This window comes from Streptomyces hypolithicus (genome assembly GCF_052934925.1).
In genome coordinates this window covers 4,346,472-4,372,776 of the sequence record NZ_CM128811.1, presented here as the reverse complement: position 1 = coordinate 4,372,776, position 26,305 = coordinate 4,346,472, and the positions used below count along the sequence as shown (strand labels likewise).

Annotated in this window: 25 protein-coding genes and 4 pseudogenes; 15 read left to right on the top strand and 14 right to left on the bottom strand. The window is 70.0% G+C overall.

Annotation, left to right across the window (positions count from 1 at the left end; genetic code table 11):
• Positions 1 to 64: 64 nt before the first annotated feature.
• The 5 genes and pseudogenes from ACU6WZ_RS20650 to ACU6WZ_RS20630 all read right to left on the bottom strand — a co-directional run bounded on the left by ACU6WZ_RS20650 (position 65) and on the right by ACU6WZ_RS20630 (position 3,725).
• Positions 65 to 1,213 carry a DUF475 domain-containing protein gene (locus ACU6WZ_RS20650; protein ID WP_447029583.1) on the bottom strand — a complete coding sequence of 383 codons (1,149 nt, stop codon included), beginning with the start codon at positions 1,211 to 1,213 and terminating at the stop codon, positions 65 to 67.
• A 61-nt stretch (positions 1,214 to 1,274) separates the two neighbouring features.
• The gene (locus ACU6WZ_RS20645) at positions 1,275 to 1,850 is read right to left on the bottom strand and encodes a TerD family protein (protein WP_447029582.1); all 576 of its coding nucleotides are present in this window, start codon (positions 1,848 to 1,850) and stop codon (positions 1,275 to 1,277) included.
• Positions 1,851 to 1,942: 92 nt separating this feature from the next.
• On the bottom strand, positions 1,943 to 2,518 hold the full coding sequence (locus ACU6WZ_RS20640) for a TerD family protein (protein ID WP_447029581.1): 576 nt from the start codon (positions 2,516 to 2,518) through the stop codon (positions 1,943 to 1,945).
• Positions 2,519 to 2,663: 145 nt separating this feature from the next.
• A pseudogene (locus tag ACU6WZ_RS20635) lies at positions 2,664 to 3,122 on the bottom strand (peroxiredoxin); the annotation flags it as partial.
• Positions 3,123 to 3,293: 171 nt separating this feature from the next.
• Positions 3,294 to 3,725, bottom strand: a complete 432-nt coding sequence (locus ACU6WZ_RS20630) for a DUF3052 domain-containing protein (RefSeq protein WP_447029579.1) — start codon at positions 3,723 to 3,725, stop codon at positions 3,294 to 3,296.
• A 432-nt stretch (positions 3,726 to 4,157) separates the two neighbouring features.
• Here ACU6WZ_RS20630 and aceE point away from each other — a divergent pair, with 432 nt between their 5' ends.
• Together aceE and ACU6WZ_RS20620 are read left to right on the top strand one after the other, a co-directional pair.
• Positions 4,158 to 6,899: a pyruvate dehydrogenase (acetyl-transferring), homodimeric type gene (gene aceE, locus ACU6WZ_RS20625; protein ID WP_447029578.1), complete on the top strand. Its 2,742-nt coding sequence runs from the start codon at positions 4,158 to 4,160 to the stop codon at positions 6,897 to 6,899.
• 74 nt (positions 6,900 to 6,973) lie between these two features.
• Entirely contained in the window at positions 6,974 to 7,771 is a 798-nt protein-coding gene (locus ACU6WZ_RS20620; RefSeq protein WP_447029577.1) for a potassium channel family protein, read from the top strand.
• Between the two features lie 4 nt (positions 7,772 to 7,775).
• Here ACU6WZ_RS20620 and ACU6WZ_RS20615 read toward each other — a convergent pair whose 3' ends face one another.
• From ACU6WZ_RS20615 to ACU6WZ_RS20605, 3 genes and pseudogenes are all read right to left on the bottom strand, one after another.
• The gene (locus tag ACU6WZ_RS20615) at positions 7,776 to 8,042 is read right to left on the bottom strand and encodes a small hydrophobic protein (protein WP_447029576.1); all 267 of its coding nucleotides are present in this window, start codon (positions 8,040 to 8,042) and stop codon (positions 7,776 to 7,778) included.
• Between the two features lie 83 nt (positions 8,043 to 8,125).
• A complete protein-coding gene (locus ACU6WZ_RS20610) occupies positions 8,126 to 8,491 on the bottom strand; it encodes a peptidase inhibitor family I36 protein (RefSeq protein WP_447029575.1) in 366 nt (121 codons plus the stop codon).
• 173 nt (positions 8,492 to 8,664) lie between these two features.
• Positions 8,665 to 9,012: pseudogene (locus ACU6WZ_RS20605) on the bottom strand (MFS transporter); the annotation flags it as partial.
• Between ACU6WZ_RS20605 and ACU6WZ_RS20600 the strand changes: the two are divergent.
• From ACU6WZ_RS20600 to ACU6WZ_RS20590, 3 genes and pseudogenes are all read left to right on the top strand, one after another.
• Positions 9,010 to 9,348, top strand: a pseudogene (locus tag ACU6WZ_RS20600) (acyl-CoA-like ligand-binding transcription factor); the annotation flags it as partial. The pseudogenes ACU6WZ_RS20605 and ACU6WZ_RS20600 sit on opposite strands and share 3 nt — an antisense overlap.
• 53 nt (positions 9,349 to 9,401) lie before the next feature.
• Positions 9,402 to 10,622 carry an alpha/beta hydrolase gene (locus ACU6WZ_RS20595; RefSeq protein ID WP_447029574.1) on the top strand — a complete coding sequence of 407 codons (1,221 nt, stop codon included), beginning with the start codon at positions 9,402 to 9,404 and terminating at the stop codon, positions 10,620 to 10,622.
• A gap of 86 nt (positions 10,623 to 10,708) precedes the next feature.
• Positions 10,709 to 11,599, top strand: a complete 891-nt coding sequence (locus ACU6WZ_RS20590; protein WP_447029573.1) for a DUF4429 domain-containing protein — start codon at positions 10,709 to 10,711, stop codon at positions 11,597 to 11,599.
• Between the two features lie 74 nt (positions 11,600 to 11,673).
• Here the strand turns inward: ACU6WZ_RS20590 and ACU6WZ_RS20585 are convergent, their stop codons facing one another.
• Entirely contained in the window at positions 11,674 to 12,693 is a 1,020-nt protein-coding gene (locus ACU6WZ_RS20585; protein WP_447029571.1) for an aldo/keto reductase, read from the bottom strand.
• Positions 12,690 to 13,154: a MerR family transcriptional regulator gene (locus tag ACU6WZ_RS20580; protein ID WP_447029570.1), complete on the bottom strand. Its 465-nt coding sequence runs from the start codon at positions 13,152 to 13,154 to the stop codon at positions 12,690 to 12,692. The genes ACU6WZ_RS20585 and ACU6WZ_RS20580 overlap by 4 nt, the downstream gene beginning before the upstream one ends.
• An 85-nt stretch (positions 13,155 to 13,239) precedes the next feature.
• Between ACU6WZ_RS20580 and ACU6WZ_RS20575 the strand changes: the two genes are divergently transcribed.
• Both ACU6WZ_RS20575 and ACU6WZ_RS20570 read left to right on the top strand, forming a co-directional pair.
• Entirely contained in the window at positions 13,240 to 13,710 is a 471-nt protein-coding gene (locus ACU6WZ_RS20575) for a GNAT family N-acetyltransferase (RefSeq protein WP_447029569.1), read from the top strand.
• Between the two features lie 19 nt (positions 13,711 to 13,729).
• Positions 13,730 to 14,545: a serine hydrolase domain-containing protein gene (locus ACU6WZ_RS20570; RefSeq protein ID WP_447029567.1), complete on the top strand. Its 816-nt coding sequence runs from the start codon at positions 13,730 to 13,732 to the stop codon at positions 14,543 to 14,545.
• Here ACU6WZ_RS20570 and ACU6WZ_RS20565 read toward each other — a convergent pair.
• Complete coding sequence (locus tag ACU6WZ_RS20565; protein ID WP_447029566.1) at positions 14,511 to 14,987, bottom strand: ATP-binding protein; 477 nt, start codon at positions 14,985 to 14,987, stop codon at positions 14,511 to 14,513. The two genes, ACU6WZ_RS20570 and ACU6WZ_RS20565, sit on opposite strands and share 35 nt — an antisense overlap.
• Before the next feature lie 84 nt (positions 14,988 to 15,071).
• On the opposite strand from ACU6WZ_RS20565, the pseudogene ACU6WZ_RS20560 reads away from it, so the two are divergent.
• Positions 15,072 to 15,173: pseudogene (locus ACU6WZ_RS20560) on the top strand (XRE family transcriptional regulator); the annotation flags it as partial.
• Between the two features lie 188 nt (positions 15,174 to 15,361).
• Here ACU6WZ_RS20560 and ACU6WZ_RS20555 read toward each other — a convergent pair.
• Entirely contained in the window at positions 15,362 to 16,015 is a 654-nt protein-coding gene (locus tag ACU6WZ_RS20555; protein WP_447029565.1) for a pirin family protein, read from the bottom strand.
• Between the two features lie 163 nt (positions 16,016 to 16,178).
• Between ACU6WZ_RS20555 and ACU6WZ_RS20550 the strand changes: the two genes are divergently transcribed.
• The 5 genes from ACU6WZ_RS20550 (at position 16,179) to fabF (ending at position 21,106) form a co-directional block, all read left to right on the top strand.
• Positions 16,179 to 17,378: a PucR family transcriptional regulator gene (locus ACU6WZ_RS20550; RefSeq protein ID WP_447029563.1), complete on the top strand. Its 1,200-nt coding sequence runs from the start codon at positions 16,179 to 16,181 to the stop codon at positions 17,376 to 17,378.
• A gap of 89 nt (positions 17,379 to 17,467) precedes the next feature.
• Positions 17,468 to 18,388 carry an ACP S-malonyltransferase gene (locus ACU6WZ_RS20545; protein WP_447029561.1) on the top strand — a complete coding sequence of 307 codons (921 nt, stop codon included), beginning with the start codon at positions 17,468 to 17,470 and terminating at the stop codon, positions 18,386 to 18,388.
• 14 nt (positions 18,389 to 18,402) lie between these two features.
• Complete coding sequence (locus tag ACU6WZ_RS20540) at positions 18,403 to 19,404, top strand: ketoacyl-ACP synthase III (protein ID WP_447029560.1); 1,002 nt, start codon at positions 18,403 to 18,405, stop codon at positions 19,402 to 19,404.
• A gap of 111 nt (positions 19,405 to 19,515) precedes the next feature.
• Complete coding sequence (locus tag ACU6WZ_RS20535) at positions 19,516 to 19,764, top strand: acyl carrier protein (protein WP_447029559.1); 249 nt, start codon at positions 19,516 to 19,518, stop codon at positions 19,762 to 19,764.
• A 79-nt stretch (positions 19,765 to 19,843) separates the two neighbouring features.
• Positions 19,844 to 21,106, top strand: coding sequence for a beta-ketoacyl-ACP synthase II (gene fabF / locus ACU6WZ_RS20530; RefSeq protein ID WP_447029558.1), 1,263 nt, complete (start codon positions 19,844 to 19,846; stop codon positions 21,104 to 21,106).
• Between the two features lie 72 nt (positions 21,107 to 21,178).
• Here the strand turns inward: fabF and ACU6WZ_RS20525 are convergent, their stop codons facing one another.
• Positions 21,179 to 21,673, bottom strand: coding sequence for a DUF3145 domain-containing protein (locus tag ACU6WZ_RS20525; protein WP_447029557.1), 495 nt, complete (start codon positions 21,671 to 21,673; stop codon positions 21,179 to 21,181).
• A 308-nt stretch (positions 21,674 to 21,981) separates the two neighbouring features.
• On the opposite strand from ACU6WZ_RS20525, the gene ACU6WZ_RS20520 reads away from it, so the two are divergent.
• Entirely contained in the window at positions 21,982 to 22,923 is a 942-nt protein-coding gene (locus ACU6WZ_RS20520) for an SGNH/GDSL hydrolase family protein (RefSeq protein ID WP_447029555.1), read from the top strand.
• A 67-nt stretch (positions 22,924 to 22,990) separates the two neighbouring features.
• Here ACU6WZ_RS20520 and ACU6WZ_RS20515 read toward each other — a convergent pair whose 3' ends face one another.
• Complete coding sequence (locus ACU6WZ_RS20515; RefSeq protein ID WP_447034161.1) at positions 22,991 to 25,480, bottom strand: beta-glucosidase family protein; 2,490 nt, start codon at positions 25,478 to 25,480, stop codon at positions 22,991 to 22,993.
• Positions 25,481 to 25,666: 186 nt separating this feature from the next.
• Here ACU6WZ_RS20515 and ACU6WZ_RS20510 point away from each other — a divergent pair, with 186 nt between their 5' ends.
• Complete coding sequence (locus ACU6WZ_RS20510; protein ID WP_447029553.1) at positions 25,667 to 26,242, top strand: TetR/AcrR family transcriptional regulator; 576 nt, start codon at positions 25,667 to 25,669, stop codon at positions 26,240 to 26,242.
• Positions 26,243 to 26,305 lie beyond the last annotated feature (63 nt).

Below are 26,305 nucleotides of genomic sequence, written 5' to 3'. Positions count from 1 at the left end.
GGCGGCCCCGAGGCCGATGCCTCGTGACCGCCCCGCTCAGAGCGTTCCCTGAATCCGGGCAGGGTCACACCCCGGACTGGACCTCTGTCTTGTCGCCGGCGGATCCGCCCTTGCCGCCCTCGGCACGCTCGATCGCCTTGTTGCGGCGGACCGAGGACAGGAAGGAGGCGGCGATCAGGATCACGCCGATGAGACCGGTGATGATCTCGCTGATCTCGTGCTCGATGGTGATGAGCAGGATGACGGCGAGCGCGCCGATCGCGTAGTGCGCGCCGTGCTCCAGGTAGACGTAGTCGTCCAGGGTGCCCTGGCGGACCAGGTAGACCGTGAGCGACCGGACGTACATCGCGCCGATACCGAGGCCGAGCGCCATCCAGAAGATCTGGTTGGTGATGGCGAAGGCGCCGATGACACCGTCGAAGGAGAACGAGGCGTCGAGCACTTCCAGGTACAGGAAGAGGAAGAACGCGGCCTTGCCCGCCAGGCCGATGGCGGACGGATCCTTGCCCTGCGCCTTGGCCTTCTCCTCCTCTTCGTGCTCGCGCTCCTCTTCCTCTTCGAGCTTGTCCTCGAAGAAGCTGGAGAGACCGCCGACGATGAGATACGTGATCAGGCCGGCGACGCCGGAGAGCAGCACGGTCGCCGACTTGTCGGCGTACCCCGAGCTGGTGTGCGCGTGCGTCGCGAAGGTCATCGCGGTGGCCAGCAGGACGATCAGCGCGATGCAGACCGACAGCATGTCGACCTTGCCGAGCTTGGCCAGCGGTCGCTCGAGCCAGCCCAGCCACTTGATGTCCCGGTCCTCGAAAATGAAGTCCAGGAAGATCATGAGCAGGAACATGCCGCCGAAGGCAGCGATCGCCGGGTGGGCGTCGGTGACCAGCGACTCGTACCGCTCGGGGTTGTCCAATGCGAGCTGGACCGCCTCGATGGGGCCGACCTTCGCACTGATGGCGACGATGGCGACGGGGAAGACCAGCCGCATGCCGAATACGGCGATCAGGATGCCGATGGTGAGGAAGATCTTCTGCCAGAAGGCGTTCATCTTCTTCAGGATTCCGGCATTGACCACCGCGTTGTCGAAGGACAGCGAGATTTCGAGGATCGACAGGATCAGTACGACCCCGAACGCCTCCCACCCCCACTGCCATGCGGCGAAGGCCAGTCCGATTGCCGTGATGGCAAACGACCAGCCGAAGGTTTTCAGAACCACTGGCTACCCCATCGTTAAGTACGGGTCTCCCCCGCGTCGCGCGCGGCTGTCCGCCGAGGCTTTAGGAAACGTTGACTCCGAAGTCTAGGGCGATGCCCCGCAGGCCAGACGCATACCCCTGCCCAACGGCCCGGAACTTCCATTCGCCGCCGTACCGGTACACCTCACCGAAGATCATCGCGGTCTCGCTGGAGGCGTCTTCGGAGAGGTCGTAACGGGCCAGCTCCTGGCCGTCGGCCTGGTTGACCACCCGGATGAAGGCGTTGCTGACCTGGCCGAACGTCTGGCCGCGGTTGTCGGCGTCATGGATCGAGACCGGGAATATGATCTTGTCGACGCGCTCGGGCACCTTGCCGAGGTCGATCAGCATCGACTCGTCGTCGCCGTCGCCCTCACCGGTCATGTTGTCCCCGGTGTGCTCGACCGAGCCCTCGGGGCTCTTGAGGTTGTTGTAGAAGACGAAGTACTCGTCGCCGAGCACCCGGCCGTCCTGGCAAAGCAGCGCGCTGGCATCGAGATCGAAGGGGGCTCCGGTGGTGGAGCGCGCGTCCCAGCCGAGCCCGACCAGGACCTGCGTGAGGTTCGGTGCGGCCTTGGACAGGGAGACGTTGCCTCCCTTGGCGAGCGTGACGCCCATATCTTGCTTCCTCCCCGTGGTACGGAATTGGGTGGTGAGGCGGGTCCGGCGCCGCACGCGCGGTGCGGCGCCGGACAGGAGGGGCCGGTTGCTCAGACGTTGACGCCGAAGTCCTGCGCGATGCCGCGCAGGCCCGAGGCGTAACCCTGGCCGATGGCCCGGAACTTCCACTCCGCGCCGTTGCGGTAGAGCTCGCCGAAGACCATGGCGGTCTCGGTCGAGGCGTCCTCGCTCAGGTCGTAGCGCGCCAGCTCCGTGTTGTCGGCCTGGTTCACGACGCGGATGTACGCGTTGCGCACCTGGCCGAAGCTCTGCTGCCTCGCCTCGGCCTCGTAGATCGAGACCGGGAACACGATCTTGGCGACCTCGGCCGGCACACCGGCCAGGTTCACCTTGATGACCTCGTCGTCGCCCTCGCCCTCACCGGTGGTGTTGTCCCCGGTGTGCTCGACGGAGCCTTCGGGACTCTTGAGGTTGTTGAAGAAGACGAAGTTCGAGTCGTTGGTGACCTTGCCCTCCGCGTTGGTCAGCAGGGCGCTGGCATCGAGGTCGAAGTCACCCCCGGTGGTGGTGCGGGCGTCCCAGCCCAGACCGACGATGACCGCGGTCAGGTTGGGCGCTGCCTTGGTCAGCGAGACGTTGCCGCCCTTGCTGAGGCTGACTCCCACGAGTCCTCCCATGTGTGTCAGGGGGCCGACGGACCCCCCGTGAAGCGCCGGTATCGAATCAACGACCGATCCTAGTGACCGGTTCCCGCCCGCAGCAGGGATGACGTCCGCTTTTCTCAGGACCGGGGGGGGCGTCCCGGTCCCGGAGCGCGTCGAGCGCGGTGAGGTAGTCGTTCAGGTCCCGCGCGTCGGGCAGCGCGTTGACCACCGTCCAGCGCACCGTGCCTGTCTTGTCGATGACGAAGGTGCCGCGCACCGCGCAGCCCTTGTCCTCGTCGAAGACGCCGTACGCGCGCGAGGCCTCGCCGTGCGGCCAGAAGTCCGACAGAAGCGGATACTCCAGGCCCTCCTGCTCGGCGTAGACCCGCAGGGTGTGGATGGAGTCGGCGGACACCGCGAGCAGCTGTACGTCGTCGTTGACGAAGCGCGCCAGTTCGCCCTGGAGTGCCTGGAGCTCGCCCGTACAGACGCCGGTGAAGGCGAAGGGGTAGAAGAGCAGGACGACGTTCGCCTCGCCGCGGAGGTCGGACAGTCTCACCGTGCGGCCGTGGTTGTCCCTGAGCTCGAAGTCCGGGGCCGGTGCGCCGGTCTCGATAGCCGCCATTGGATGCGCCGTCCCTTCAGGCCTTCCCGGGCCCAGTGTTCTGTCCTGCTCGTTCCCGGCCGCCAGCCTACGCACAGGGCCCCCGCCGACTGGTGTCGGCGGGGGCCCACTGGCCTTGGGCGCAGCCTGCTCGTGAGGAGTCTGCTCGGACGCGGCCGACGCCGCGGTGACTCAGCGCTTGCCTGCCTTCGGGGTCACCAGCCGGCCGGCACTCCAGTCCTTGCCCGCGCTGACGGTCTTGGTCTGGGACAGACCCGCCGTCTGGGCGGCCTCGCTGACGTCGCTGGGCTCGACGTACCCGTCACGGCCGGTCTTCGGGGTCAGCAGCAGCACCTGGCCGCCGTCCTCGAGCAGACCGATGGCGTCCACCAGCGCGTCCGTAAGGTCGCCGTCCTCGTCGCGGAACCAGAGCACCACGACGTCGGCGACGTCGTCGTACTCCTCGTCGACGAGTTCCTGGCCGGTGATGGCCTCAATACCCTCACGGAGTTCCTGCTCGACGTCCTCGTCGTAGCCGATCTCCTGGACCACCTGTCCGGGCTCGAACCCCAGGCGTGCTGCCGGGTTGGTCCGCTCCTCCGCGTGGTCCGCGGTCGCGCTCACGGATTGCCTCCTGATCATGTTTTGGGGAATACCTTCAGCCCACGCGCGTGCATGGGCGCTGGCCGTAGTCCACACGTGCGGGACCGATCGCGCAAGTACCCGGCCGTGGAGACAGCCGAAACGGTGACGGATGGGCCCGGTTCACCGCAACTCCAGACGCGGCCGGAGAGCGTCCGGTGATTCATCCCACACCATTGCGACACGTTTGTAAGCGTACGCGGCTTCGGTGGGCCATTCGAGAACGGACAACCTTACGAAACACCTGAACGCATTGGGCGTAAGGTTGCGATTTCGCCGGACCCATCCTCGGGCTGACGTCGAACCTGCTCAGCGAGCCGTGGTTACCCCTCAGTAGAGATGACGTAATGCGATTCCGGGGTACACGATGGAGGCGGCGCGACACCCTGATGACCCAACCAGCGAAGGAACAGCGTGGCTTCCGGATCCGATCGCAACCCGATCATCATTGGCGGCCTTCCGAGCCAGGTCCCGGACTTCGATCCTGAAGAGACCCAGGAATGGCTCGACTCCCTCGACGCCGCCGTCGACGAGCGGGGCCGTGAGCGCGCCCGCTACCTGATGCTCCGTCTCATCGAGCGCGCGCGCGAGAAGCGCGTCGCCGTGCCCGAGATGCGCAGCACGGACTACGTCAACACCATCGCCACCAAGGACGAGCCGTTCTTCCCCGGCAACGAGGAGATCGAGCGCAAGGTCCTGAACGCGACCCGCTGGAACGCGGCCGTGATGGTCTCGCGCGCACAGCGCCCCGGCATCGGCGTCGGCGGCCACATCGCCACGTACGCCTCCGCCGCCTCGCTCTACGACGTGGGCTTCAACCACTTCTTCCGGGGCAAGGACGAGGGCGACGGCGGCGACCAGATCTTCTTCCAGGGGCACGCCTCCCCCGGTATTTACGCCCGCGCCTTCCTGCTGGACCGGCTCAGCGAGGCCCAGCTCGACGCGTTCCGCCAAGAGAAGTCGAAGGCCCCCCACGGTCTGTCGTCGTACCCGCACCCGCGGCTGATGCCGGACTTCTGGGAGTTCCCCACCGTCTCGATGGGCCTCGGTCCGCTCGGCGCGATCTACCAGGCGCGGATGAACCGCTACATGGAGGCGCGCGGCATCGCCGACACTTCCAAGTCCCATGTCTGGGCGTACCTCGGCGACGGCGAGATGGACGAGCCGGAGTCGCTCGGCCAGCTGTCGATCGCCGCCCGTGAGGGCCTGGACAACCTGACCTTCGTCGTCAACTGCAACCTGCAGCGCCTCGACGGCCCGGTGCGCGGCAACGGCAAGGTCATCCAGGAGCTGGAGTCGCAGTTCCGCGGCGCCGGCTGGAACGTCATCAAGCTGGTCTGGGACCGGAGCTGGGACCCGCTGCTGGCGCAGGACCGCGACGGCGTGCTGGTGAACCGGCTGAACACGACGCCGGACGGCCAGTTCCAGACGTACGCCACGGAGACGGGCGCGTACATCCGCGACCACTTCTTCGGTGACGACCTCCGGCTGCGCGCCATGGTCGAGAACATGACCGACGAGCAGATCCTGCACCTCGGGCGGGGCGGTCACGACCACAAGAAGGTGTACGCGGCCTACGCGGCGGCCAAGGCGCACAAGGGCCAGCCGACGGTGATCCTCGCCCAGACCGTCAAGGGCTGGACGCTGGGGCCGAACTTCGAGGGCCGCAACGCGACCCACCAGATGAAGAAGCTGACGGTCGAGGACCTCAAGCGTTTCCGCGACCGGCTGCACATCCCGATCACGGACAAGCAGCTGGACGAGGGCTACCCGCCCTACTACCACCCGGGTCGCGCCTCCGAAGAGATCCAGTACATGCACGACCGGCGCAACTCGCTGGGCGGGTACGTGCCGACGCGTGTCGTCCGCGCGAAGCCGCTGCAGCTCCCCGCCGAGAAGACGTACGCGGCTGCGAAGAAGGGTTCCGGTCAGCAGTCGATCGCCACCACCATGGCGTTCGTGCGTGTGCTCAAGGACCTCATGCGGGACAAGGAGATCGGCAAGCGGTTCGTGCTGATCGCGCCCGACGAGTACCGCACCTTCGGCATGGACGCGTTCTTCCCGAGCGCGAAGATCTACAACCCGCTCGGCCAGCAGTACGAGGCGGTGGACCGCGATCTGCTGCTCGCCTACAAGGAGTCGCCGACCGGGCAGATGCTGCACGACGGCATCTCCGAGGCGGGCTGCACGGCGTCGCTGATCGCCGCCGGTTCGGCGTACGCGACGCACGGCGAGCCGCTGATCCCGGTGTACGTCTTCTACTCGATGTTCGGTTTCCAGCGCACCGGTGACCAGTTCTGGCAGATGGCCGACCAGCTCGCGCGCGGCTTTGTGCTGGGTGCGACGGCCGGTCGTACGACGCTGACCGGTGAGGGCCTCCAGCACGCGGACGGCCACTCGCAGCTGCTCGCCTCGACGAACCCGGGCTGTGTGTCCTACGACCCGGCCTTCGGCTACGAGATCGCGCACATCGTCCAGGACGGCCTGAGGCGGATGTACGGCGGGACCCCTGAGGAAAACGAAGACATCTTCTACTACCTGACCGTCTACAACGAGCCGATCCTGCACCCGGCCGAGCCCGAGAACGTGGACGCCGAGGGCATCCTCAAGGGCATCTACCGCTTCAAGGAGGGCGAGAAGGGCGAGCTGGCGGCCCAGATCATGGCCTCCGGTGTGGCGGTGCCGTGGGCGGTCGAGGCCCAGCAGATCCTCGCCGACGAGTGGAACGTCAAGGCCGACGTCTGGTCCGCGACGTCCTGGAACGAGCTGCGCCGCGACGCCGTCTCGGTCGAGGAGCACAATCTGCTGCACCCGGAGGAGGAGCAGCGCGTGCCGTACGTGACGCAGAAGCTCTCCGGGGCCCAGGGCCCGTTCGTGGCGGTTTCCGACTGGATGCGTTCGGTTCCGGACCAGATTTCGCGTTGGGTGCCGGGCGCGTACTCCTCGCTCGGCGCGGACGGCTTCGGCTTCGCCGACACGCGTGGGGCGGCCCGCCGCTACTTCCACATCGACGCGCAGTCGATCGTGCTGGCGGTGCTCACCGAGCTGGCCAAGGAGGGCAAGATCGACCGCTCCGCGCTCAAGCAGGCGATCGACCGCTACCGACTGCTCGACGTCGCCGCGGCGGACCCGGGCCCGGAGGGCGGCGACGCGTAACGGCCGGCGACCGGCCTTAACGGGATCATGAGCGGCGGGGACCTGCGGGTTCCCGCCGCTTTACGATGCTGGGCATGAAGGAACAGACGGCACAGATCCGGTGGGAAGAGCGCACCCACGGCCCGCTGCTGTGGCTGGCGGCGGCCTTCGCCGTCGCCTACGCCGTCCCGATCGCCCTGCCCGACGCGAGCGGCACGGTGCACCGGCTCTGCGTGTTCACCGAGTGGGCGGTGTGGGCGGCGTACGCGGGCGACTACCTCGTGCGGCTGGCCCTGGCGCCCGGCAAGCGCCTCTTCGTACGCAGCCACCCCCTGGACCTGCTCGCGGTACTGCTGCCGCTGCTGCGGCCCCTCCAGCTGCTGCGGGTGGTCTCCACACTGCTGCTGGTGGGGCGCCGGGCCAGGATGGCGCCGCAGATCCGGCTCACGACGTATGTCGGGGGCGCGGTGGTGGGTCTGCTGATGTTCGGCTCGCTGGCGGTGCTGGAGGTCGAGCGGGACGCGCCCGACGGGAACATCAAGACGCTGGGTGACGCGGTGTGGTGGTCGTTCACGACGATGACGACCGTCGGGTACGGCGACCACTCCCCCACGACGGGTCTCGGCCGGGTGCTGGCGGTCGGCCTGATGCTGTCGGGGATCGCCCTGCTGGGTGTGGTGACGGCCAACATCGCGGCGTGGTTCATCTCGCGCTTCGAGCGCGACGACGCCCAGGAGCGGCGGCAGACGGCGCTGCTGGAGGCGTTGACGGCGGAGGTGCGTGAGCTGCGGGCGCAGGTCGCCCTGTTGTCGCCGGGCGGTGCGGTCCCGGATCGGGACATGAGTGAGGGGCCGCCTGTGGAGGCGGCCCCTGCACCACGGAATCCGGTGTAGCGCGTCAGATCGACATGCCGTAGACGGCCGCGCCGCCGATCAGAGCGATGATCGCGAGGACGGTCATGATCACACCGAGGATGAAGCCGATCATGGCCACCAGATTGCCCGAGTTGAAGCGCTTGCCCATGGCGATCCAGCCAGTGATCATCGCGACCGGGCCGAGGATGATGCCGAAGGCGAAGAAGGCGATGATGCCGCAGACGAGCGATACCCAGCTGAGAGCGCTGGTGTTGGACCCGCTGCGGGTGCGTGCACTGTTGCTCGCCATGGTCACTCCCTGAGTCATGCCCTGGAATTCGTGTGATCCGGGCTTGACCACCGATTGCCCCGCTTTCCCGCTCCCATTCCCTCTCAGTTTTCCCACACCTTGAACGCCCGCACCCGGTAGGGAGACTGCGGCGTCCACGTGCCGCCACCGGGGTACGTCTCGAACTCGCCCGTCTCCGCACACTCCGCCGACTGGTACGTCGTGACGGGCCGCCCGGTGCGGTTGGCGAGGGACTGCACATCGGTACCGGCCGGCAGCACCACGCAGCTCTCGATGTCGAGGCCGGACAATTCGTGGACCTGACGCTTGCCCTTGAAGTCCGGCTTCGCCCACAGGCACAACTCCCCGGACGCGCACGCCCCGAGCCGGGGCGGCGGCGCGGCGTGGGCGGTCTGCGGCAGCAGTGCGGCGACGGTCAGGACTCCGGCCGCGAGAACGGTCGTACGCATAGAGATCAACCCCCGTGTCGTGCGGATCACTTGGGGCCGGCCTGAGCCGGCGCCTGGGACCAGCCTGAGCCGGCGCGACACCGCCGCGGAAGAGGCCGGGCCTCGTTCCACCCGGATAGGCGAAAGCCCCGCCGGACCGTCCCGGCGGGGCCTTCGTACGTACCAGGTTGACGTCAGATGTGGGCGGAGCCCGCCGCCGCGTCCGCGTTCGCACCGCGCTTGGTCAGGGTGGCGACCAGGGCCGCGACGACCGCGACCACTCCCGCGACCATGAAGGCCGAGTGCATGCCCGACACGAACGTGTCATGGATGACCGTGCCGATCTTGTCGATCACAGTCGGCTCCAGGCCGGCCTTCGACAGTTCCTTCGCCGGGACGGAGGCGAACTCGGCCGCTTCCTCCAGCTTTGGATCGACCGGGATCGAGATGCCGGCTTCCTTCCAGTTGCCCGCGAAGTCGGCGCTGACCTTGGCGGACATGATCGCGCCGAGGACCGCGGCGCCCAGGGCGCCGCCGACCTGCGGACGTACCAGATGATCGAGTCGACGCCCGCGCTGCTCGCCGCCCATCTGCGCCGCTCGACCGACTTGGAGGAGCGGCTCGCCAGGATCGTCGCGGACCGCGAGGGCCTGGACCTGGACGCCGATCCGCGGCCACGGATCGCCGTCGCGGCCTTCTCCGGCGTCATGCGGGTGACGGGCAAGCTGTGGGGACAGGGCGAGGACACCAGCGCCGAGTCGATCCGGGCACTCACCGAGCACTACCTCGACCACCTCAGACCGGCGCTCACCGCCGACTTGCACGCCCCGGCGCGCACGCCGAGTGACCTGGCGCACCAATTCTTGATCGAAACGTGATCCGCACCACTGTTTTCACGGTGACCGGCCCGCGTCTCCTAGGGTGTCCCGCAGTGACTTCTTTCGATACCACCCCCACCCTCAGCGCATGGCGCACGCTGCTCGCGCTCGCCGTCGTCTTCGTCATGCTGGCCACCTCGGGCTGGACGGCGATACGCGATCACCAGGGCAGCAGCGATCTCCGCGCCTCCGCGCTCGCGGCCTGGGCGCGGGGCGGCATCGACGGCATCAAGCTCCCGGAAGCCGGTTCGACCCACGACCGGCTCGCCCGGTTCTTCGTCGGCCTGACCGCCGCGCAGCGCGGCCGGCTCGTGGACCGCTATCCGCTCGTGGTCGGCAACCTCGACGGCGTTCCGCTCACTCTGCGCTACCGCGCCAACCACCTCTCCCTCGCCCGTGCCCGTGCGGTCGAGCTGGAGCGGATGCACGACGAACGCCTCACACCGTCGGGCCGTCAGACAGCGGACCGCCGGATGCAGCGCTTCCAGTCGCTGATGGCCGACGGCCGTCAGATCCTCGCCTTCGACCCCGTCGGCTCCGGTCGGGCCGCGGAGGTCTTCGGCGACCTCGGGCGCGCGCAGCGGGTCTCGGTCGTCGTACCCGGCGTCGACACCAACGTGGAGAGTTTCGAACGGAGCCGACGCCCCAACACCGCGCCGGTCGGCATGGCGAAGTCGCTGTACGCCGCCGAGCGCACGGCCTCGCCCCGTACCCGTACCGCCGTCATCGCCTGGGCCGACTACACCTCGCCCGTCGGTCTCGGCATCGACGCGGCGATCGGGCGGCTCGCCAGGGACGGCTCGAAACGGCTCGACTCGCTGGTGCGGGCGCTGCCCGGGAACGCGAAGGTCTCGCTCTTCTGCCACAGCTACGGCTCGGTGGTCTGCGGCCTCGCCGCCCCTTCCCTCCCACCGCGGGTCGCCGACATCGCGGTGGCCGGCAGCCCCGGGATGCGGGTGGAGAGCGCGCAGCACCTGCGGACCGGGGCGCGGGTGTGGGCCACCCGGGACAGCGACGACTGGATCGCGGACGTGCCGTACCTGGAGGTCGGCGGGCTCGGCCACGGCGCGGATCCGGTGGCTCCGGAATTCGGTGCGCGGGTGGTGTCGGCGTCCGGGGCGATCGGGCACGCCGGCTATTTCGAGCCGGGCACCGAGAGCCTCGGCAACTTCGCCGGCATCGGCGTCGGCGCGTACCGCTCGGTGAGCTGCGCGGTCGGCGACGAGGACTGCCGCGGCGGAATCTCCGGTGCGGAAGGGCACGGACGCGCGTAGAACGTTGTTGCGACCCCGCCCGGCCGCAACATCGCGCACGGCACGGAGGGGCGACGCGCGGGCGGACGCCGCATACGATGAGCCGCATGGGTGATGTGCTGGCCGGAATTCATGCCACCTGGGAGTTCGAAAGCGACTCCGTGCTCATCCGCTTCGAACGGGGGATCCGCACGCCGAAGCTGTTCCAGGCGATCGGCGAACGACGCATCCCGCACGAGGCGCTGGCGTCGGTGACCCTGACGCCGGGCAAGCGCGGGACAGTCGTTCTGCACGCGATCCCGAGACCGGGCGCCGACCCCCTCATGGAGGCCGCCGCCGGTCAACTGCGGGACAGCACGGACCCGTACCGCCTGATCCTGCCGCCGGAGCGCGAAACCCTCGCCGAGTACTACGCCGACGAACTGCGCGCCCTGCTGGGGTCGGACGCGAAGCTGCCCGCCGAGAAGTTCCTGGTGCCCGCCCCGCGGGCCCCGCTGCACTTCAAGGCGTACGACGGCAAGGCGTCCTTCGACGGGTCGCAGGTGGCCTTCCGCTGGTTCTGGACGGGCGCGTCCTCCGCGAAGTGGAAAGCCGGCGACCAGAGTTTCCCCGTACAGGATCTCGGCGGCATCGAGTGGCGCTCCCCCGACGTCTTCGACGGCTACCTGCGGCTCCTGCGGCGCGGCGGCGGACCGGTCGTACTGCCCGACCAGCCGGCCCAGGCCGACCAGGACCCGGCGGCGGTCGTCTTCGGCCTCGGCTACGGGCCGGTGCACGAGTCGCTGCCGTTCGCGGCGGCGGTACTGGGCGCGGTACGCACCGGCAGCCCGCCCCCCACCGACGCGCCCCCCATCGAGACGCCGCCCCCCGCCCCCGGACGACGCGCCCCCGCGGACATCGCCGAGCGGATCCGCCACCTGGGCGACCTGCATCAGGCGGGCCTGGTCACCGACGACGAGTTCACGGCCAAGAAGGCCGAGCTGCTCGCGGAGTTGTAAGGCGCCGGCCCCGCCTTCGGGGCGAGGGCGAGGGCGGGGCCGGGGCGAGCCCGAGGCCGGGCTGAAGCGGGAGGCTACTCTCGGCCGGCCGAGGTGAACGTCATGTCCGCGTACCGGCCGCCCGCGACCTGGCTCGCGATCGGCTCCAGCAGCTCCATCTCGGTCTCGGTCAGGAGCAGGTGGGTGGCGGCGGCGTTCTCCTCGACGCGGGTGCGCTTGCGGGTGCCGGGGATCGGTACGACGGCGAGTCCGTGCACCCGCGCCTGCTGCTGCACCCAGGCGAGGGCGACCTGCCCGAGGGTGGCGTTGCGGCCCTCGGCGAGCTTGCGCACCGGGGCGAGCAGCGAGGCGTTCGCGGCGGCGTTTTCGCCGGTGAAGCGGGGCTGCTGGCGGCGGAAGTCGTCCTCGCCGAGGTCCTTCTCGGCGCTGACGAAAGCGCCGGTGAGGAAGCCGCGGCCGAGCGGCGAGTACGGCACGAGCGCGACGCCGAGGTCCGCCGCCGCCGGTACGACACCCGCCTCGATGTCGCGGCTGAACAGCGACCACTCGGACTGGACGGCCGCGATCCGGTGCACTTCCTGCGCGGCCCGCAGCTCGTTGCCGGTGACCTCGCTCAGCCCGAGGTGCTTGACCTTGCCCTCGCCTACGAGTTCGGCCATCGCGCCGACCGTCTCCTCGATGGGGACGGACACGTCGCGCCGGTGCATGTAGTAGAGGTCGATCTCGTCGACGCCGAGGCGCTGCAGGCTCGCCTCGACGCACTGGCGGATGTACGCGCGGTCGTTGCGGATACTGCGCTGCGTCGGATCGTCCGGGTCCATGGCCAGGGCGAACTTGGTCGCGATGACCACCTCGTCGCGGTGGGCCTGGAAGAACGGCGCGAGGAACTTCTCGTTCTCGCCGGCGGCGTACACGTCCGCCGTGTCGTAGAGGGTGATGCCCAGTTCGAGCGCCCGCTCCAGCGTGGCCCGCGCCTCGTCGGCGTCGGTGGGCCCGTACGCGAAGCTCATGCCCATGCAGCCGAGTCCCTGCCCGCCGACCTCCGGCCCGCCGGTTCCAAGCTGCACTTGTTCGATCTTGCTGTCGTCGCTCATGGGGTGGTGACCCTCTCCGACGCCCTTCGGGCGTCCGCATAAAAGTCGATCTTGTAGTCCAGTACGGCAAGCGTGTCGTGAAGCTCGGCGATGCGCGAGCGCACGTCCCGGCGGGTCGCCTCCAGCAGTGCCTGGCGCGCCTCGAAGGTGTGCTCGCCCTCGCGCATCATCTCGGCGTACCTGACCATGTCGGCCACCGGCATCCCGGTCAGCCGCAGTTTGCCGACGAAGCCGAGCCAGTCCAGGTCGGTGTTACGAAACCGCCGCTGGCCGGTGTGCGAGCGCCCCACGTACGGCATCAGCCCGATCCGCTCGTACCAGCGCAACGTGTACGCCGTGAGCCCGGTGTGCGCCGCGACTTCGCTGATCGTGTAGTGGTCGTGCCCGTCGGGACGGGGGTACGGCCGGGGTCCGGCGGTGCAGGAATCGGTGCGCGCGGGTGCGGTTTCCGTCACGGTCATGGCCTCCACGCTAGGACCTTGGAGTGCGCTCCAAGCAACCGTAATCCCGCAGAACTTTCCAGGCGGCCGCGGCTAGCCTCCCGTCATGAGTTCCGTACGCCGCGCCACCGCCGCCGACGCCGGCGAAGTAATCCGTCTACGCCAAGTCATGATCGACTCGGTTTTTTCCGTCGATACGTCGACCGACTGGCACGCCGAGTCCCTGCCGACCGTACGGGAGAAACTCGCCGACCAGGACGGGGACTTCGCCGCGTTCACGATCGACCACCCGCACCGACCGGGCGCCCTTGCCGCGCTGGCCGTCGGTACGGTCGAGTACCGCATCGGGCGCTCCGGAAACCCGCGCGGCGCCGCCGGCCACGTCTTCAGCGTCGCGACCGACCCCGACCAGCGGCGCAGAGGCCACGCGCGGGCCTGCATGGAGGCGCTGCTCGACTGGTTCCGCGAGCGCGGCGTCGGGCACGTCGACCTCAACGCGTCCCCCGACGCGGAGCCCCTCTACGCCTCGCTCGGCTTCGTCCGCAAGCCGGACCCCTCGATGCGGCTGAACCTCTAGAGCCTTTACGCTCGTCACCATGCAGAGCCTGGCGATGATCGAGAACTGGCCGGTACCCACCGCGGCGGCCGCCGTCGTACGGGCGGACGGCACCCTCGCCGGTTCGCACGGCCCGACCGGCCACCGCTTCCCGCTGGCGTCGGTCACCAAGCCGCTCGCCGCGTACGCCGCGCTCGTCGCGTACGAGGAGGGCGCCGTCGAGCTCGACGAACCGGCCGGCCCGGAGGGCTCCACGGTCCGCCACCTGCTCGCCCACACCAGCGGTCTCGCCTTCGACGAGCACCGGGTGATGGCGCCGCCCGGCGAGCGCAGGCTGTACTCGAACGCGGGCTTCGATGTGCTGGGCGACCACATCGCGAAGGCAACTGACATCCCGTTCGCCGAGTACCTGCGCCAGGCGGTGCTCGAACCGCTCGGCATGACCGCGACGACGCTGGACGGTTCGCCCGCCAAGGACGGTGTGTCGACGGTTGACGACATGGCGCGCTTCGCCGCCGAACTCCAGGCCCCGCGCCTGCTGGACGTTCGTACGGTCGCCGAGGCCACCGCCGTCGTCCACCCCGGGCTGAAGGGCGTACTGCCCGGGTACGGCCACCAGAACCCGAACGACTGGGGCCTCGGCTTCGAGATCCGCGACTCCAAATCCCCGCACTGGACGGGCAGTTCGTCCTCGCCGCGCACCTTCGGGCACTTCGGCCAGTCCGGCACGTTCCTGTGGGTGGACCCGGACGCGGGCGTCGCGTGCGTGGCCCTGACGGACCGCGCCTTCGGACCGTGGGCGGCGGAGGCCTGGCCGGCCTTCACGGACGCGGTGCTGGCGGAGCCGGCGGCGTAACCGGGGCGGGTGCGGCCCTCGCCTTCCCGGAGGACAGGCACTCGAACCACACCGTCGTTCCGCTCCCGTCGGGGCGCGGCTCCACCCCCCACTCGTGAGTGACCGCGTCGACCAGGAGCAGCCCGCGCCCACCCTCAGCGAGATCGTCTCCGGCGGCCGGGAGAGGCAGTTGCGGGCAGCCGTCCGCGACCTCCACACGCACGCCACCGGCCCGGAGCAGGATGCGAGTCCGGCAACGCCGGCCGGGCACATGTCGTACGGCGTTCGCGATCAGCTCGGTCAGCGCCAGCTCGGCCGCAGCGGCCACATCAAGCAGGCCCCAGCCGGTGAGGTACAGGCGCAGGATGCGGCGCAGATGCCTGGCCGAGTGCTCACCCATGGCGAACTCGGCACGGTAACCCGCCTCGGCGTCCCGCTCCTGCGGATCGATTACGTGATTCATGTCACCAGCGTGCGAGCACATGACTACGCTCGGCTACGTACGGAAACGAACGCCGCCAGCTGTTGAACGCCGGAGGTGCCCGCTGTGGCCGACATCCAGTCCCTCGACCCCAGCGCTTCCCCGTTGGACTACTACGGCTGGGAGCTCCGCCGTCAGAGAGAGGTCAGCGGCCTCAAGCAGGGCCAGTCACGGGTGCTGGGGATCGAGAAACTCGAGTAGAACTTTAGTTTTGCGGTCTACTTGCACACCGAACTAAAGCAACCTTGCAGTTGCGCGACATCTTGTGGGGACGTCGACACCGTTCACCCGGTACCGCGTGCAGCCAAGTCAGCTGGATCTTCTCCGTCGCGGATCCTCGGCAATCCGCCTACGCCTCAGCCGAGTTCCCACATCAGCAGCTCCGCCGGCTCGTCGGCGACGACCTCCAGGTCCACCGGGGCGGTGAGGCGCGCCGCGTCCCCCGGCCCCAGCTCCTCGCCGCCGCAGCGCACGCGGCCGCGTACGACGTGGGCGTAGACGTGCGGCGCGTCGGGTACGGCTGTGCGCTCGCCCGCGCCGAGCCGTCGCACGTGCAGCATCGCGCCGGCCTCCGGGACGGCGTACGGCGTGGCGTCGGCGATGCCGCGCACGGTCTCGTACGCGGGGTCGCCGCCGGGCTCCAGCGGCGCCAGCCACATCTGCACGAACGCCAGCGGCGTCTCGGCGTCGTTGCGCTCCTCGTGCCGCACGCCGGCGCCGGCGCTCAGGCGCTGGACGTCTCCGGGGCGTACGACGGTGGCGTGGCCCTCCGAGTCTCGGTGGGTCAGCTCGCCCTCGACTACCCAGGTGACGATCTCGGTATGGCTGTGCGGGTGCTCGTCGAAACCGGCGCCGGGCGCGAGGCGCTCCTCGTTGCAGGCGACGACCGCGCCGAAGCGGAGGTGGTCGGGGTCGTAGAACTGCCCGAAGGAGAAGGCGTGCAGGGACTCGATGCCGGCTGGGGCGTCGCCGCCGCGGAAGCGGTCGGCGGAGCGCCGTACAGAAATCACCCGGCCCACGGTAGCCCCAGGTGGTGCGGCGGACGGATTCTCTCCCCGCCCCGGCGCACGGCACCCCGGCCCGCCCCCGGCACCCGCCGCCCGCCACCCGCCGCAAAGGCAACGCACACACCCGGCACCCACCGCCGCCCCGCCGATAAGGCAGTCTTGTCCCGTGCCCCAACCCGATCCTGAGCAGCCCGCCGCGACCGCCGCCCACCCGCACACCGCGACCCTGCGCCGGCTGGAGAAGTCGTCCGGTCGTCTCGCGGCGGACGCGATCGCCCGCATGGACGAGACGCTGCCCTGGTACCGGGCCATGCCGCCGGAGAACCGGTCGTGGATCGGCCTGGTCGCCCAGGCCGGCATCGCCGCGTTCACCGAGTGGTTCCGGCACCCGGAGACCCCGCAGGCGATCTCCACCGACGTGTTCGGCACCGCGCCCCGCGAGCTGACCCGGGCGATCACGTTGCGCCAGACCGTCGAGATGGTGCGTACGACGATCGAGGTCATGGAGACCGCGATCGACGAGGTCGCGGCGCCCGGCGACGAGTCGATCCTGCGCGAGGCCCTGCTCGTGTACGCACGGGAGATCGCTTTCGCCACCGCCCAGGTGTACGCGCAGGCCGCCGAGGCCCGTGGCGCCTGGGACGCCCGGCTCGAATCGCTCGTCGTGAACGCCGTGCTGTCCGGTGAGGCCGACGAGGGCGCCGTGTCCCGCGCCGCGGCGCTCGGCTGGAACTCCCCGGAGCATGTCTGCGTCGTGCTCGGCACCGCGCCCGACGGCGACAGTGAGCTGACCGTGGAGGCGATCCGGCGGGCCGCCCGGCACGCCAAGCTCCAGGTACTGACCGGTGTGCTCGGCACCCGGCTGGTGGTCATCGCGGGCGGCAGCGACAACCCGCTCCAGGTGGCGAAGGCCCTGATCGGTCCGTACGCCGCCGGGCCCGTCGTCGCCGGGCCCATCGTCCCCGACCTGCTGGCCGCGACCCGGTCCGCGCAGGCGGCCGCCGCCGGGCTCAAGGCGTGCCAGGCCTGGCAGGACGCCCCGCGCCCGGTTCTCGCGGACGATCTGCTTCCGGAGCGGGCCATCGCGTCGGACCCCGCCGCGCGGGACCAGCTGGTGGAGGAGATCTACAGACCACTGGAGGAAGCCGGCTCGGCGCTCCTGGAGACTCTGAGTGTGTATCTGGAGCAGGCGAGCAGCCTCGAAGGAGCGGCGCGGATGCTCTTCGTCCATCCCAACACCGTGCGCTACCGGCTCCGACGTGTGACAGATGTCACCGGCTGGTCACCCTCCGATGTGCGCTCCGCGTTCACGTTGCGGATCGCGCTCATCCTGGGGCGTCTGGCCGCCGGGGTTCCGCAGTCCTAGACTTTTGTTGAACACCAACAATTTGCCCGACGGTTCTTGGTCCCTGTCCCCACGGGCCCGTGGAGCCGTCCACAAGAGAGAGTGTGAGGGTGCTCGTACTCGTCGCTCCCGGCCAAGGCGCCCAGACGCCCGGCTTCCTGACTCCCTGGCTCGACCTTCCCGGCGCCGCCGACCGGCTCGCCGCCTGGTCCGACGCCATCGGGCTCGACCTCGTCCACTACGGCACGCGGGCCGACGCGGACGAGATCCGCGACACGGCTGTCGCCCAGCCCCTGCTGGTGGCCGCCGGTCTGCTGTCGGCCGCCGCCCTGGACGCCCGCGCGAACGTCGCGGCGACCGCGGGGCACAGTGTCGGTGAGATCACCGCCGCCGCGTACGCGGGCGTGCTGACCGAGGAGGCCGCGCTGGCCTTCGTGCGCACCCGTGGTCTTGGCATGGCCGAGGCCGCCGCCGTGACCGAGACGGGCATGTCGGCCCTGCTGGGTGGTGAACCCGAGGTCGTCGCCGCGCACCTGAAGAAGCTGGGCCTGACCCCGGCCAACGTGAACGGCTCCGGCCAGATCGTGGCCGCCGGCACCGCGGAGCAGCTCGCCGCGCTCGCCGACGACAAGCCCGAGGGTGTACGCCGTGTCGTGCCGCTCAAGGTCGCCGGCGCGTTCCACACGCATCACATGGCGCCCGCGGTGACCGAACTGGGCAAGGCGGCGCAGGATCTGGTCGTCGCCGACCCGTCCATCACGTATGTGTCGAACGCCGACGGCAAGACCGTCGCCACCGGCCCCGAGGTCGTCTCGCGCCTGGTCAGCCAGGTGTCCAACCCGGTCCGCTGGGACCTGTGCATGGAGACCTTCAAGGAGCTGGGCGCGACCGTGCTCATCGAGGTGTGCCCCGGCGGCACGCTGACCGGCCTCGCCAAGCGGGCGATGCCCGGTGTGAAGACGCTCGCGCTCAAGACCCCCGACGACCTCGACGCGGCCCGCGCGCTCATCGCTGAGCACGCACCGCGATAGGAGCCCGAGAGAGCATGTCGAAGATCAGGCCCAGCAAGGGCGCCCCGTACGCGCGCATCATGGGTGTCGGCGGCTACCGCCCGACCCGTGTCGTGCCGAACGAGGTGATCCTCGAGACGATCGACTCGTCCGACGAGTGGATCCGCTCCCGCTCCGGCATCGTGACCCGCCACTGGGCCTCCGACGAGGAGACCGTGGCCATGATGTCCGTCGAGGCGGCCGGCAAGGCGATCGCCGACGCCGGGATCACTCCCGAGCAGATCGACGGCGTCATCGTCTCCACCGTCTCGCACTTCAAGCAGACCCCGGCCGTCGCGACGGAGATCGCGGACCGGATCGGCGCGGGCAAGCCCGCCGCCTTCGACATCTCGGCCGGATGCGCCGGCTTCGGTTACGGCCTGACCCTCGCCAAGGGGATGGTCGTCGAAGGCAGTGCCACCCACATCCTCGTGATAGGTGTCGAGCGGCTCTCGGACCTGACCGACCTGGAGGACCGCGCGACGGCCTTCCTGTTCGGTGACGGTGCGGGCGCGGTCGTCGTCGGTCCTGCCACCGAACCGGCCATCGGGCCGACCGTGTGGGGTTCCGAGGGCGACAAGTCGGAGACCATCAAGCAGACCGTCCCGTGGTCGGACTACCGGGACGGCGAGGTGGCGAAGTTCCCGGCCATCACGCAGGAGGGCCAGGCGGTCTTCCGCTGGGCCGTCTTCGAGATGGCGAAGGTCGCCCAGCAGGCGCTGGACGCGGCCGGGATCGGCGTGGCCGACCTGGATGTCTTCATTCCGCACCAGGCGAACATGCGGATCATCGATTCGATGGTGAAGACTCTGAAACTGCCGGAGCACGTCACGGTCGCCCGTGATGTCGAAACCACCGGTAACACCTCGGCCGCCTCGATTCCGCTGGCGATGGAGCGGCTTCTGGCGACCGGTCAGGCCAAGAGCGGTGACACCGCGCTGGTCATCGGCTTCGGGGCGGGTCTCGTCTACGCCGCGACGGTCGTTACCCTCCCCTAGGCACGTCCGGAACATTCCGGGCCTGTCGCTCTACCGATTTACCTCGTAACAAGACTGAACCAAGACCGACCCACACCGACCAACACTGACCAACACCGAAGGAGCGCCGACATGGCCGCCACTCAGGAAGAGATCGTCGAAGGTCTCGCCGAGATCGTCAACGAGATCGCCGGTATCCCCACCGAGGACGTCCAGGTGGAGAAGTCCTTCACCGACGACCTGGACGTCGACTCGCTGTCCATGGTCGAGGTCGTCGTCGCCGCCGAAGAGCGCTTCGACGTCAAGATCCCCGACGAGGACGTCAAGAACCTCAAGACGGTCGGCGACGCTGCCGGCTACATCCTCAAGCACCAGGCCTGATCAGGCCGATCGAGTGTCGCCACCCGGCGGTGGCGCCGTAAAAAATTCAGCACCCTCTACACGTGGAGAAAGAATTCCTGTGAGCCCGACCAATCGCACCGTGGTCGTCACCGGTATCGGCGCAACAACACCGCTGGGTGGCGACGCCGCATCGACCTGGGAAGGTCTGCTGGCGGGACGTTCCGGCGTCAAGCCCCTGGAGGGCGAGCGTTTCGCCGAGCTGCCGGTCCGCATCGCGGCCGTCGCAGCCGTCGACCCGGCCGAGGTACTGCCCCGCCCGCTGGCCCGCAAGCTGGACCGCTCGGCGCAGTTCGCGCTGATCGCCGCCCGAGAGGCGTGGGCGGACGCCGGTTACGAGGGCAAGGCCGGGGAGGACGAGAAAATCGCCCCCGAGCGCCTCGGCACCGTCATCGCCTCCGGCATCGGCGGCGTGACCACCCTGCTCGACCAGTACGACGTGCTCAAGGACAAGGGCGTACGCCGTGTCTCCCCGCACACCGTGCCCATGCTCATGCCGAACGGCCCGTCCGCCAACGTCGGGCTGGAGGTCAACGCCCAGGCGGGCGTGCACACTCCGGTCTCCGCGTGCGCGTCCGGCGCCGAGGCGATCGGTTACGCCGTCGAGATGATCCGTACCGGCCGCGCCGACGTGGTCGTCGCCGGCGGTACGGAGGCGGCGATCCACCCGCTGCCCATCGCGGCCTTCGCCAACATGATGGCGATGTCCAAGAACAACGACGAGCCGCAGAAGGCTTCGCGCCCCTACGACACGGGCCGGGACGGCTTCGTCCTCGGCGAGGGCGCCGGTGTCGTCGTCCTGGAGTCGGCGGAGCACGCGGCCGCCCGTGGCGCGCGGGTGTACTGCGAGGTGCTGGGCCAGGGCCTGTCGGCCGACGCCCACCACATCGCGCAGCCCGAGCCGTCCGGCCGCGGTATCGCCGCCGCGATGCAGAACCTGCTCGACAACACCGGCCTCAAGCCGGCCGAGATCGTGCACCTGAACGCGCACGCCACGTCGACCCCGCAGGGCGACATCGCTGAGATCAAGGCGCTGCGCCGGGTCCTCGGCGACGACCTGGACCATGTCGCGGTGTCGGCCACGAAGTCGATGACGGGTCACCTGCTGGGTGGCGCGGGCGGCATCGAGACGGTCGCGACGGTGCTGGCGCTCCACCACCGCCTGGCCCCGCCGACCACCAACATCGACGACCTCGACGAGGACGTGAATGCGGATGTCGTCGTCGGAGAGCCCCGCGCGCTGCCGGAGGGTGACATCGCCGCGATCAACAACTCGTTCGGCTTCGGCGGCCACAACGTGGTGCTGGCCTTCCGCTCGGTCTGATCCTTCTTGTGTACGGCTGTGGCCCGCGTCCGGTTACCGGACGCGGGCCACAGCCGTACGAGTCTGTCCTACTCAGACCACCTGGTGGAGCCAGCGGACGGGGGCGCCCTCGCCCGCGTACCTGAAGGGCTCCAGCTCGTCGTCCCAAGGCTTTCCGAGGAGCTTGGCGATCTCCGCCTCCAGGTCCGTCTCGCCGCCCACCGAGCGGGCGAGAGCGGCGCGCAGGCGGTCCTCGGGGATCAGGATGTCGCCGTGCATGCCGGTGACGGCGTGGAAGATGCCGAGCCCGGGCGTGGCGCTGTAACGCTCGCCCTCGGCGGTGGGGCACGGTTCGGCCGTCACTTCGAACCGCAGCAGATGCCAGCCGCGCAGGGCGGAGGCGAGTTTGGAGGCGGTGCCCGGCTGGGCCTGCCAGGAGAACTCGGCTCTCCAGGTGCCGGGCGAGGCCGGCTGCCTGATCCAGTCGAGGTTGACCCGCACACCGAGTACGCCCGCTACTGCCCATTCGACGTGCGGGCACAGCGCACGCGGTGCGGAGTGTACGTACAGGACTCCACGTGTCGTCACCGGGACCTCCAGTGTGGGACGAGGTTCGCCTTCCCCAGCGGCCTCGCGTCCGTACCGCCTGTTCCCAGTCGGCTCCCGAGGTTGTCAACAGTAAACAGCATCGGGAGTGAATCTCCTGAAAAGGGACAGTATGTGACGTGATGTAATTTACCGGCTCCCCGGATGGGCGAAGAGCAGGTGGCTCGACGGGGAAAAGCTATCGTGCGGCGGGGGGCGGCGGGTGACGTACTGTCGGTCGTAAGGTACGTAAATTCAGGACTTTCACCCGCCGGGACGCGACCTGCGACGGCATGGGAGGAGATCACGGGATGCGCGACGACCGCCCAGGGCGCCCCGGTCGCCTCAGCCGCACCGGCCGCCGATCGCACGCGGCAGCCGTCAGGGCGACGGCGGCGCTCCTTGCTTTGACGGGCGCGCTCGCCGGGTGCGGCGCAGGGAACGACTCCGGCCGCGCCGGCACGCCGTCCGAGCGGCGCTCCTCCCCCACGCCGACTTCCGCGTGGGACAGCAGCCCGGAGTCCATCGCCGCTGTTGGGGACTCCATCACGCGTGGTTTCGACGCGTGCGAAGTGCTCGCCGACTGCCCCGAGGTGTCCTGGGCGACCGGCACGGACCGTACGGTGCGCAGTGTGGCGTGGCGGCTGCTCGGCGGGGCGGGGGCGGCCGCGCACACGTCGAACCACGCCAAGTCCGGTGCCCGGATAGCGGAACTGCCGGAGCAGATGGCGGCGGCGGTGGCACGCAAGCCGGAGCTGGTGACGGTCATGGTCGGCGCGAACGACGCCTGCCGCAACGACGTCTCGCACATGACATCGGTGGCTGACTTCCGGACGTATTTCGAGACATCGGTGAAGAAGCTCCGCGACGAACTGCCGAAGTCGCAGCTGTACGTGTCGAGCGTGCCGGATCTCAAGCGGCTCTGGTCCGAGGGGCGCAGCAACCCGATGGGCAAGGAGATCTGGAAGCTGGGCCTCTGCCAGTCGATGCTCGCCGACGCGGACGCGATGGACGCGACGGCGGTGGCGCGGCGCGAGACGGTGCGGGAGCGGGTCGTCGCGTACAACGAGGTGCTGCGGGATGTGTGTGCGGAGGATGCGCGCTGTCGGTACGACGGCGGGGCCGTGTTCGACTTCCGTTTCACCGGGACGCAGCTGAGCCGGTGGGACTGGTTCCACCCCAGCAGAAACGGCCAGCAGCGGCTGGCGGAGATCGCCTACCGCAACATCACGGCGAAGCGCCCACCGGGGTAGGTGCGGTGCGGGCGGGCGGCGCGCCCACGCCGCCCGCCCGCACCGCAAGCCCGCCCGCACCCCCGCGTCAGCCCCGCACGTCGACCGCCGCACTCAGCCGGGTATCGGTGAGCGACCGCCCCACCCGGACCTCGTACCGGCCGGGCACGAACGCCCAGCGCCCCCGTCCCTCGTCCCAGATCTGGAACGCTCGCTCCGGCAGCGCGATCTCGACCTCGGCCGACTCCCCCGCAGCCACCTCCACACTCGCGAACCCCGCCAGCCACCGCACCGGCCGCTCCACCGCGTCCGCCACCGGCGCCAGGTAGACCTGCACGACCTCGCGGCCACCGCGCGCCCCCGTGTTGCGCAGACGGACCTTCGCCGTCGTGGGCGTCGCGTCCAGGGACTCGTACTCCCAGGTGGTGTAGCCCAGGCCGTGCCCGAAGGCGTACGCCGGCTCCGTGCCTGCCTTGTCCCAGGCGCGGTAGCCGATGAAGACGCCCTCGCGGTAGTGGAGTTCGCCGTCGGCCGGTACCACGTCCGTCACCGGCGCGTCGGCGAGGGCAACCGGCCACGTCGTCGGCAGCCGCCCGCCCGGCTCCTCGGCGCCGAGGAGTACGTCGGCGAGCGCCGCCCCGCCCTCCTGCCCCGGGAACCAGCCGAGCAGCACCGCCGCCACGTCCTCGCGCCACGGCATCTCCACCGGGGATCCGGCGTTGACGACGACGACGGTGTTCGGGTTGGCGGCGGCGACCGCGCCGACGAGGTCGTCCTGGCGGCCCGGCAGGCGCAGGTCGCTGCGGTCGAAGCCCTCGGATTCGACGCCCTCGGTGGTCGCGACCACGACGACCGCCGTATCGGCGCCTCGGGCCGCCTCGACGGCCTCGGCGATCAGCTCGTCCGCGTCCCGATGCGGCGCGCTGTGCAGGAACGAGAACATGACCGCGGGCAGCGGCGCGTCGTCCGCGCGGCCGACGGGGTGGCCGAGGGAGACCTCCACCGGTTCCCCGGCGGTGAGGCGAACGCGGCCGCGTTCGGCCGGCGCACCGAAGAACGCCTCGAAGGGGTCGGCCTCGTCGGCCATCTCCTGTACGCCGTCCCACACGACCTCACCGGCGACGGTCAGCGTGAACGCGCCGAGGCCGCGCGTGCCGAAGGCGTGCTCGCCGCTCTCTCGCGGGGTGAAGACGCCCTGCACCTCGACGCTGTGCAGCGTCTCGTGGGTGAGGCCCTGTAGGACGGCGTGCAGGTCGTTGCCGATCCACTGGACCTGGCCGCCGGGGAGCGAACGGCTGCCGATGACCGTTCCGGCCGCGTCACGGCAGACGGCTCGGAGCTCGAAGCCCTGGTCGGCGGGGCTGAGTTCGTCACTGGGGTCGGCCCCGACGGCGTACGTCAGCATGGACTCGGGCAGTGCGGCCGTGAGACCGTCCAGGGGGGCGACGACGCGCTCCGGGAAGACGGTGGCGGAGCCGCCGCCGAGGACGCGGGCGTCACGGGCGGCCGCGCCGATGAGGGCGAGCCGCCGGATCTTCGTCGCGTCGACGGGCAGTGCGTGATTCTCGTTCCGTACGAGCACGAAGGAGCGGCGGGCCACCTCGCGGGCCAGTGCCTGGCCGCCGACGGGCGCGGGCGGCTCGGTGACGACGGCGGGGGCGCCGTCGAGGATGCCGACGCGGGCGGCGAGCCGCAGGACGTTGCGCACCGCGCCGTCGACGGCGGACTCGTCGACCTGCCCGTCGCGGACGGCTCCGGCGAGCGCCTCGCCGTAGACGGTGGTGGGTCCGGGCATGGCGACGTCGAGGCCGCCCTCGATGTCGCCGCGGGTGGAGCGGGCGGCCATCCAGTCGGAGACGACGTAGCCGTCGAAGCCCCACTCGCCGCGCAGCACCTCGTTCTGGAGGTAGCGGTGCTCGGTCATGGTGACGCCGTTGACCTGGTTGTACGCGGTCATGATGCCCCAGGGGTGGGCGTTCTTGACGATGGCCTCGAAGGGCGCGAGGTACAGCTCGCGCAGGGGGCGTGAGGTGATGATGTTGTCGACGGTGAAGCGGTCGGTCTCCGCGTCGTTGGCGACGAAGTGCTTGACCGTGGTGCCGACGCCGCCGTCCTGCACGCCGTTGACGTAACCGGAGGCGATCTCTCCGGTGAGGTACGGGTCCTCCGAGTAGCACTCGAAGTGGCGCCCGCCGAGCGGCGAACGGTGCAGGTTCACGGTGGGGGCGAGGAGGACGTGGACGTCCTTGCGGCGGGCCTCCTGGGCGAGCAGGCGCCCGGCGCGGCGGGCGAGCTCCGGATCCCAGGTGGCGGCGAGGGCGGTCGGGGAGGGCAGGGCGATCGACGGGTCGTCGGCGCTCCAGCGGACACCGCGTACGCCGACCGGGCCGTCGGACATGACCAGGGATTCGAGGCCGATTTCGGGGAGCGCGGGCAGCGACCACATGTCCTGGCCGCCGAGCAGCCTGGCCTTGGCGTCGAGGTCGAGCTTGCCGAGGGCCGCCTCGACGGCCGCCTCGCGGGCCCGGTCCGCGTCCGGAGCCGGGGGCTGGGTCGGCTGGGGCGGGTCGTGGGGCAGGTGCTGGGCCGGGTCCTGGGCGCTGGGGTCGACTGCCACGGCGGTACCTCCTCGTTGAAGTCCTGCTGGGTGCTCTCCATCCATAGTCACTCGATACCTGTAAGTCGGTAGGTTTCGTAATCCCTTCGTTACTATTAACGATGGCGTAGCGTCCTGCCGGCAAGGACGACGGAAGGAACCAGGACCATGGCCAGGGCCAGGAGCGAGGAGCGGCGGGCGGAGATTCTGCGCGCGGCCCTCGCGGTGATCGCCGAGCGCGGCTACCGGGGCGCGTCGCTGAACGCGGTCGCCGAGCGGGTCGGCCTGACCCAGCAGGGACTGCTCCACTACTTCCCGACCAAGGAGGCCCTGCTCGTTGCCGTACTGGAGGAACGCGACCAGTGGGACACGGGCGGCTCGGGGCGCGGCGGCGGGGCGTGGCGGCCGGACCTGCTCGAATCGCTGGTCGAGTACAACGCGATGCGGCCCGGCGTCGTACAGACCTTCTCGGCGCTACTGGGCGAGAGCGTGACCGAGGACCATCCGGCGCGGGACTTCTTCACCCACCGTTACACGCAGGTCCGCGAGGGCATGGCGGCCGCCCTGCGCGGCGAGTACGGCGATGCACTGCCCGGCGGGCTCACGCCGGAGCAAGCGGCTCCGCTGCTGGTCGCGGTCATGGACGGGCTCCAGTACCAGTGGCTGCTCGACCCGCAGTCGGTGGACATGCCCGCAGCGTTCCGCGACTTCCTGTCACTCCTGCAACGCCGGACCGCCCCGTAGCGCGCGGCGCAGGCGTAACGGGATACTGCGGGCCACCTGAGCCACTGACGGCACTTGAGCCGC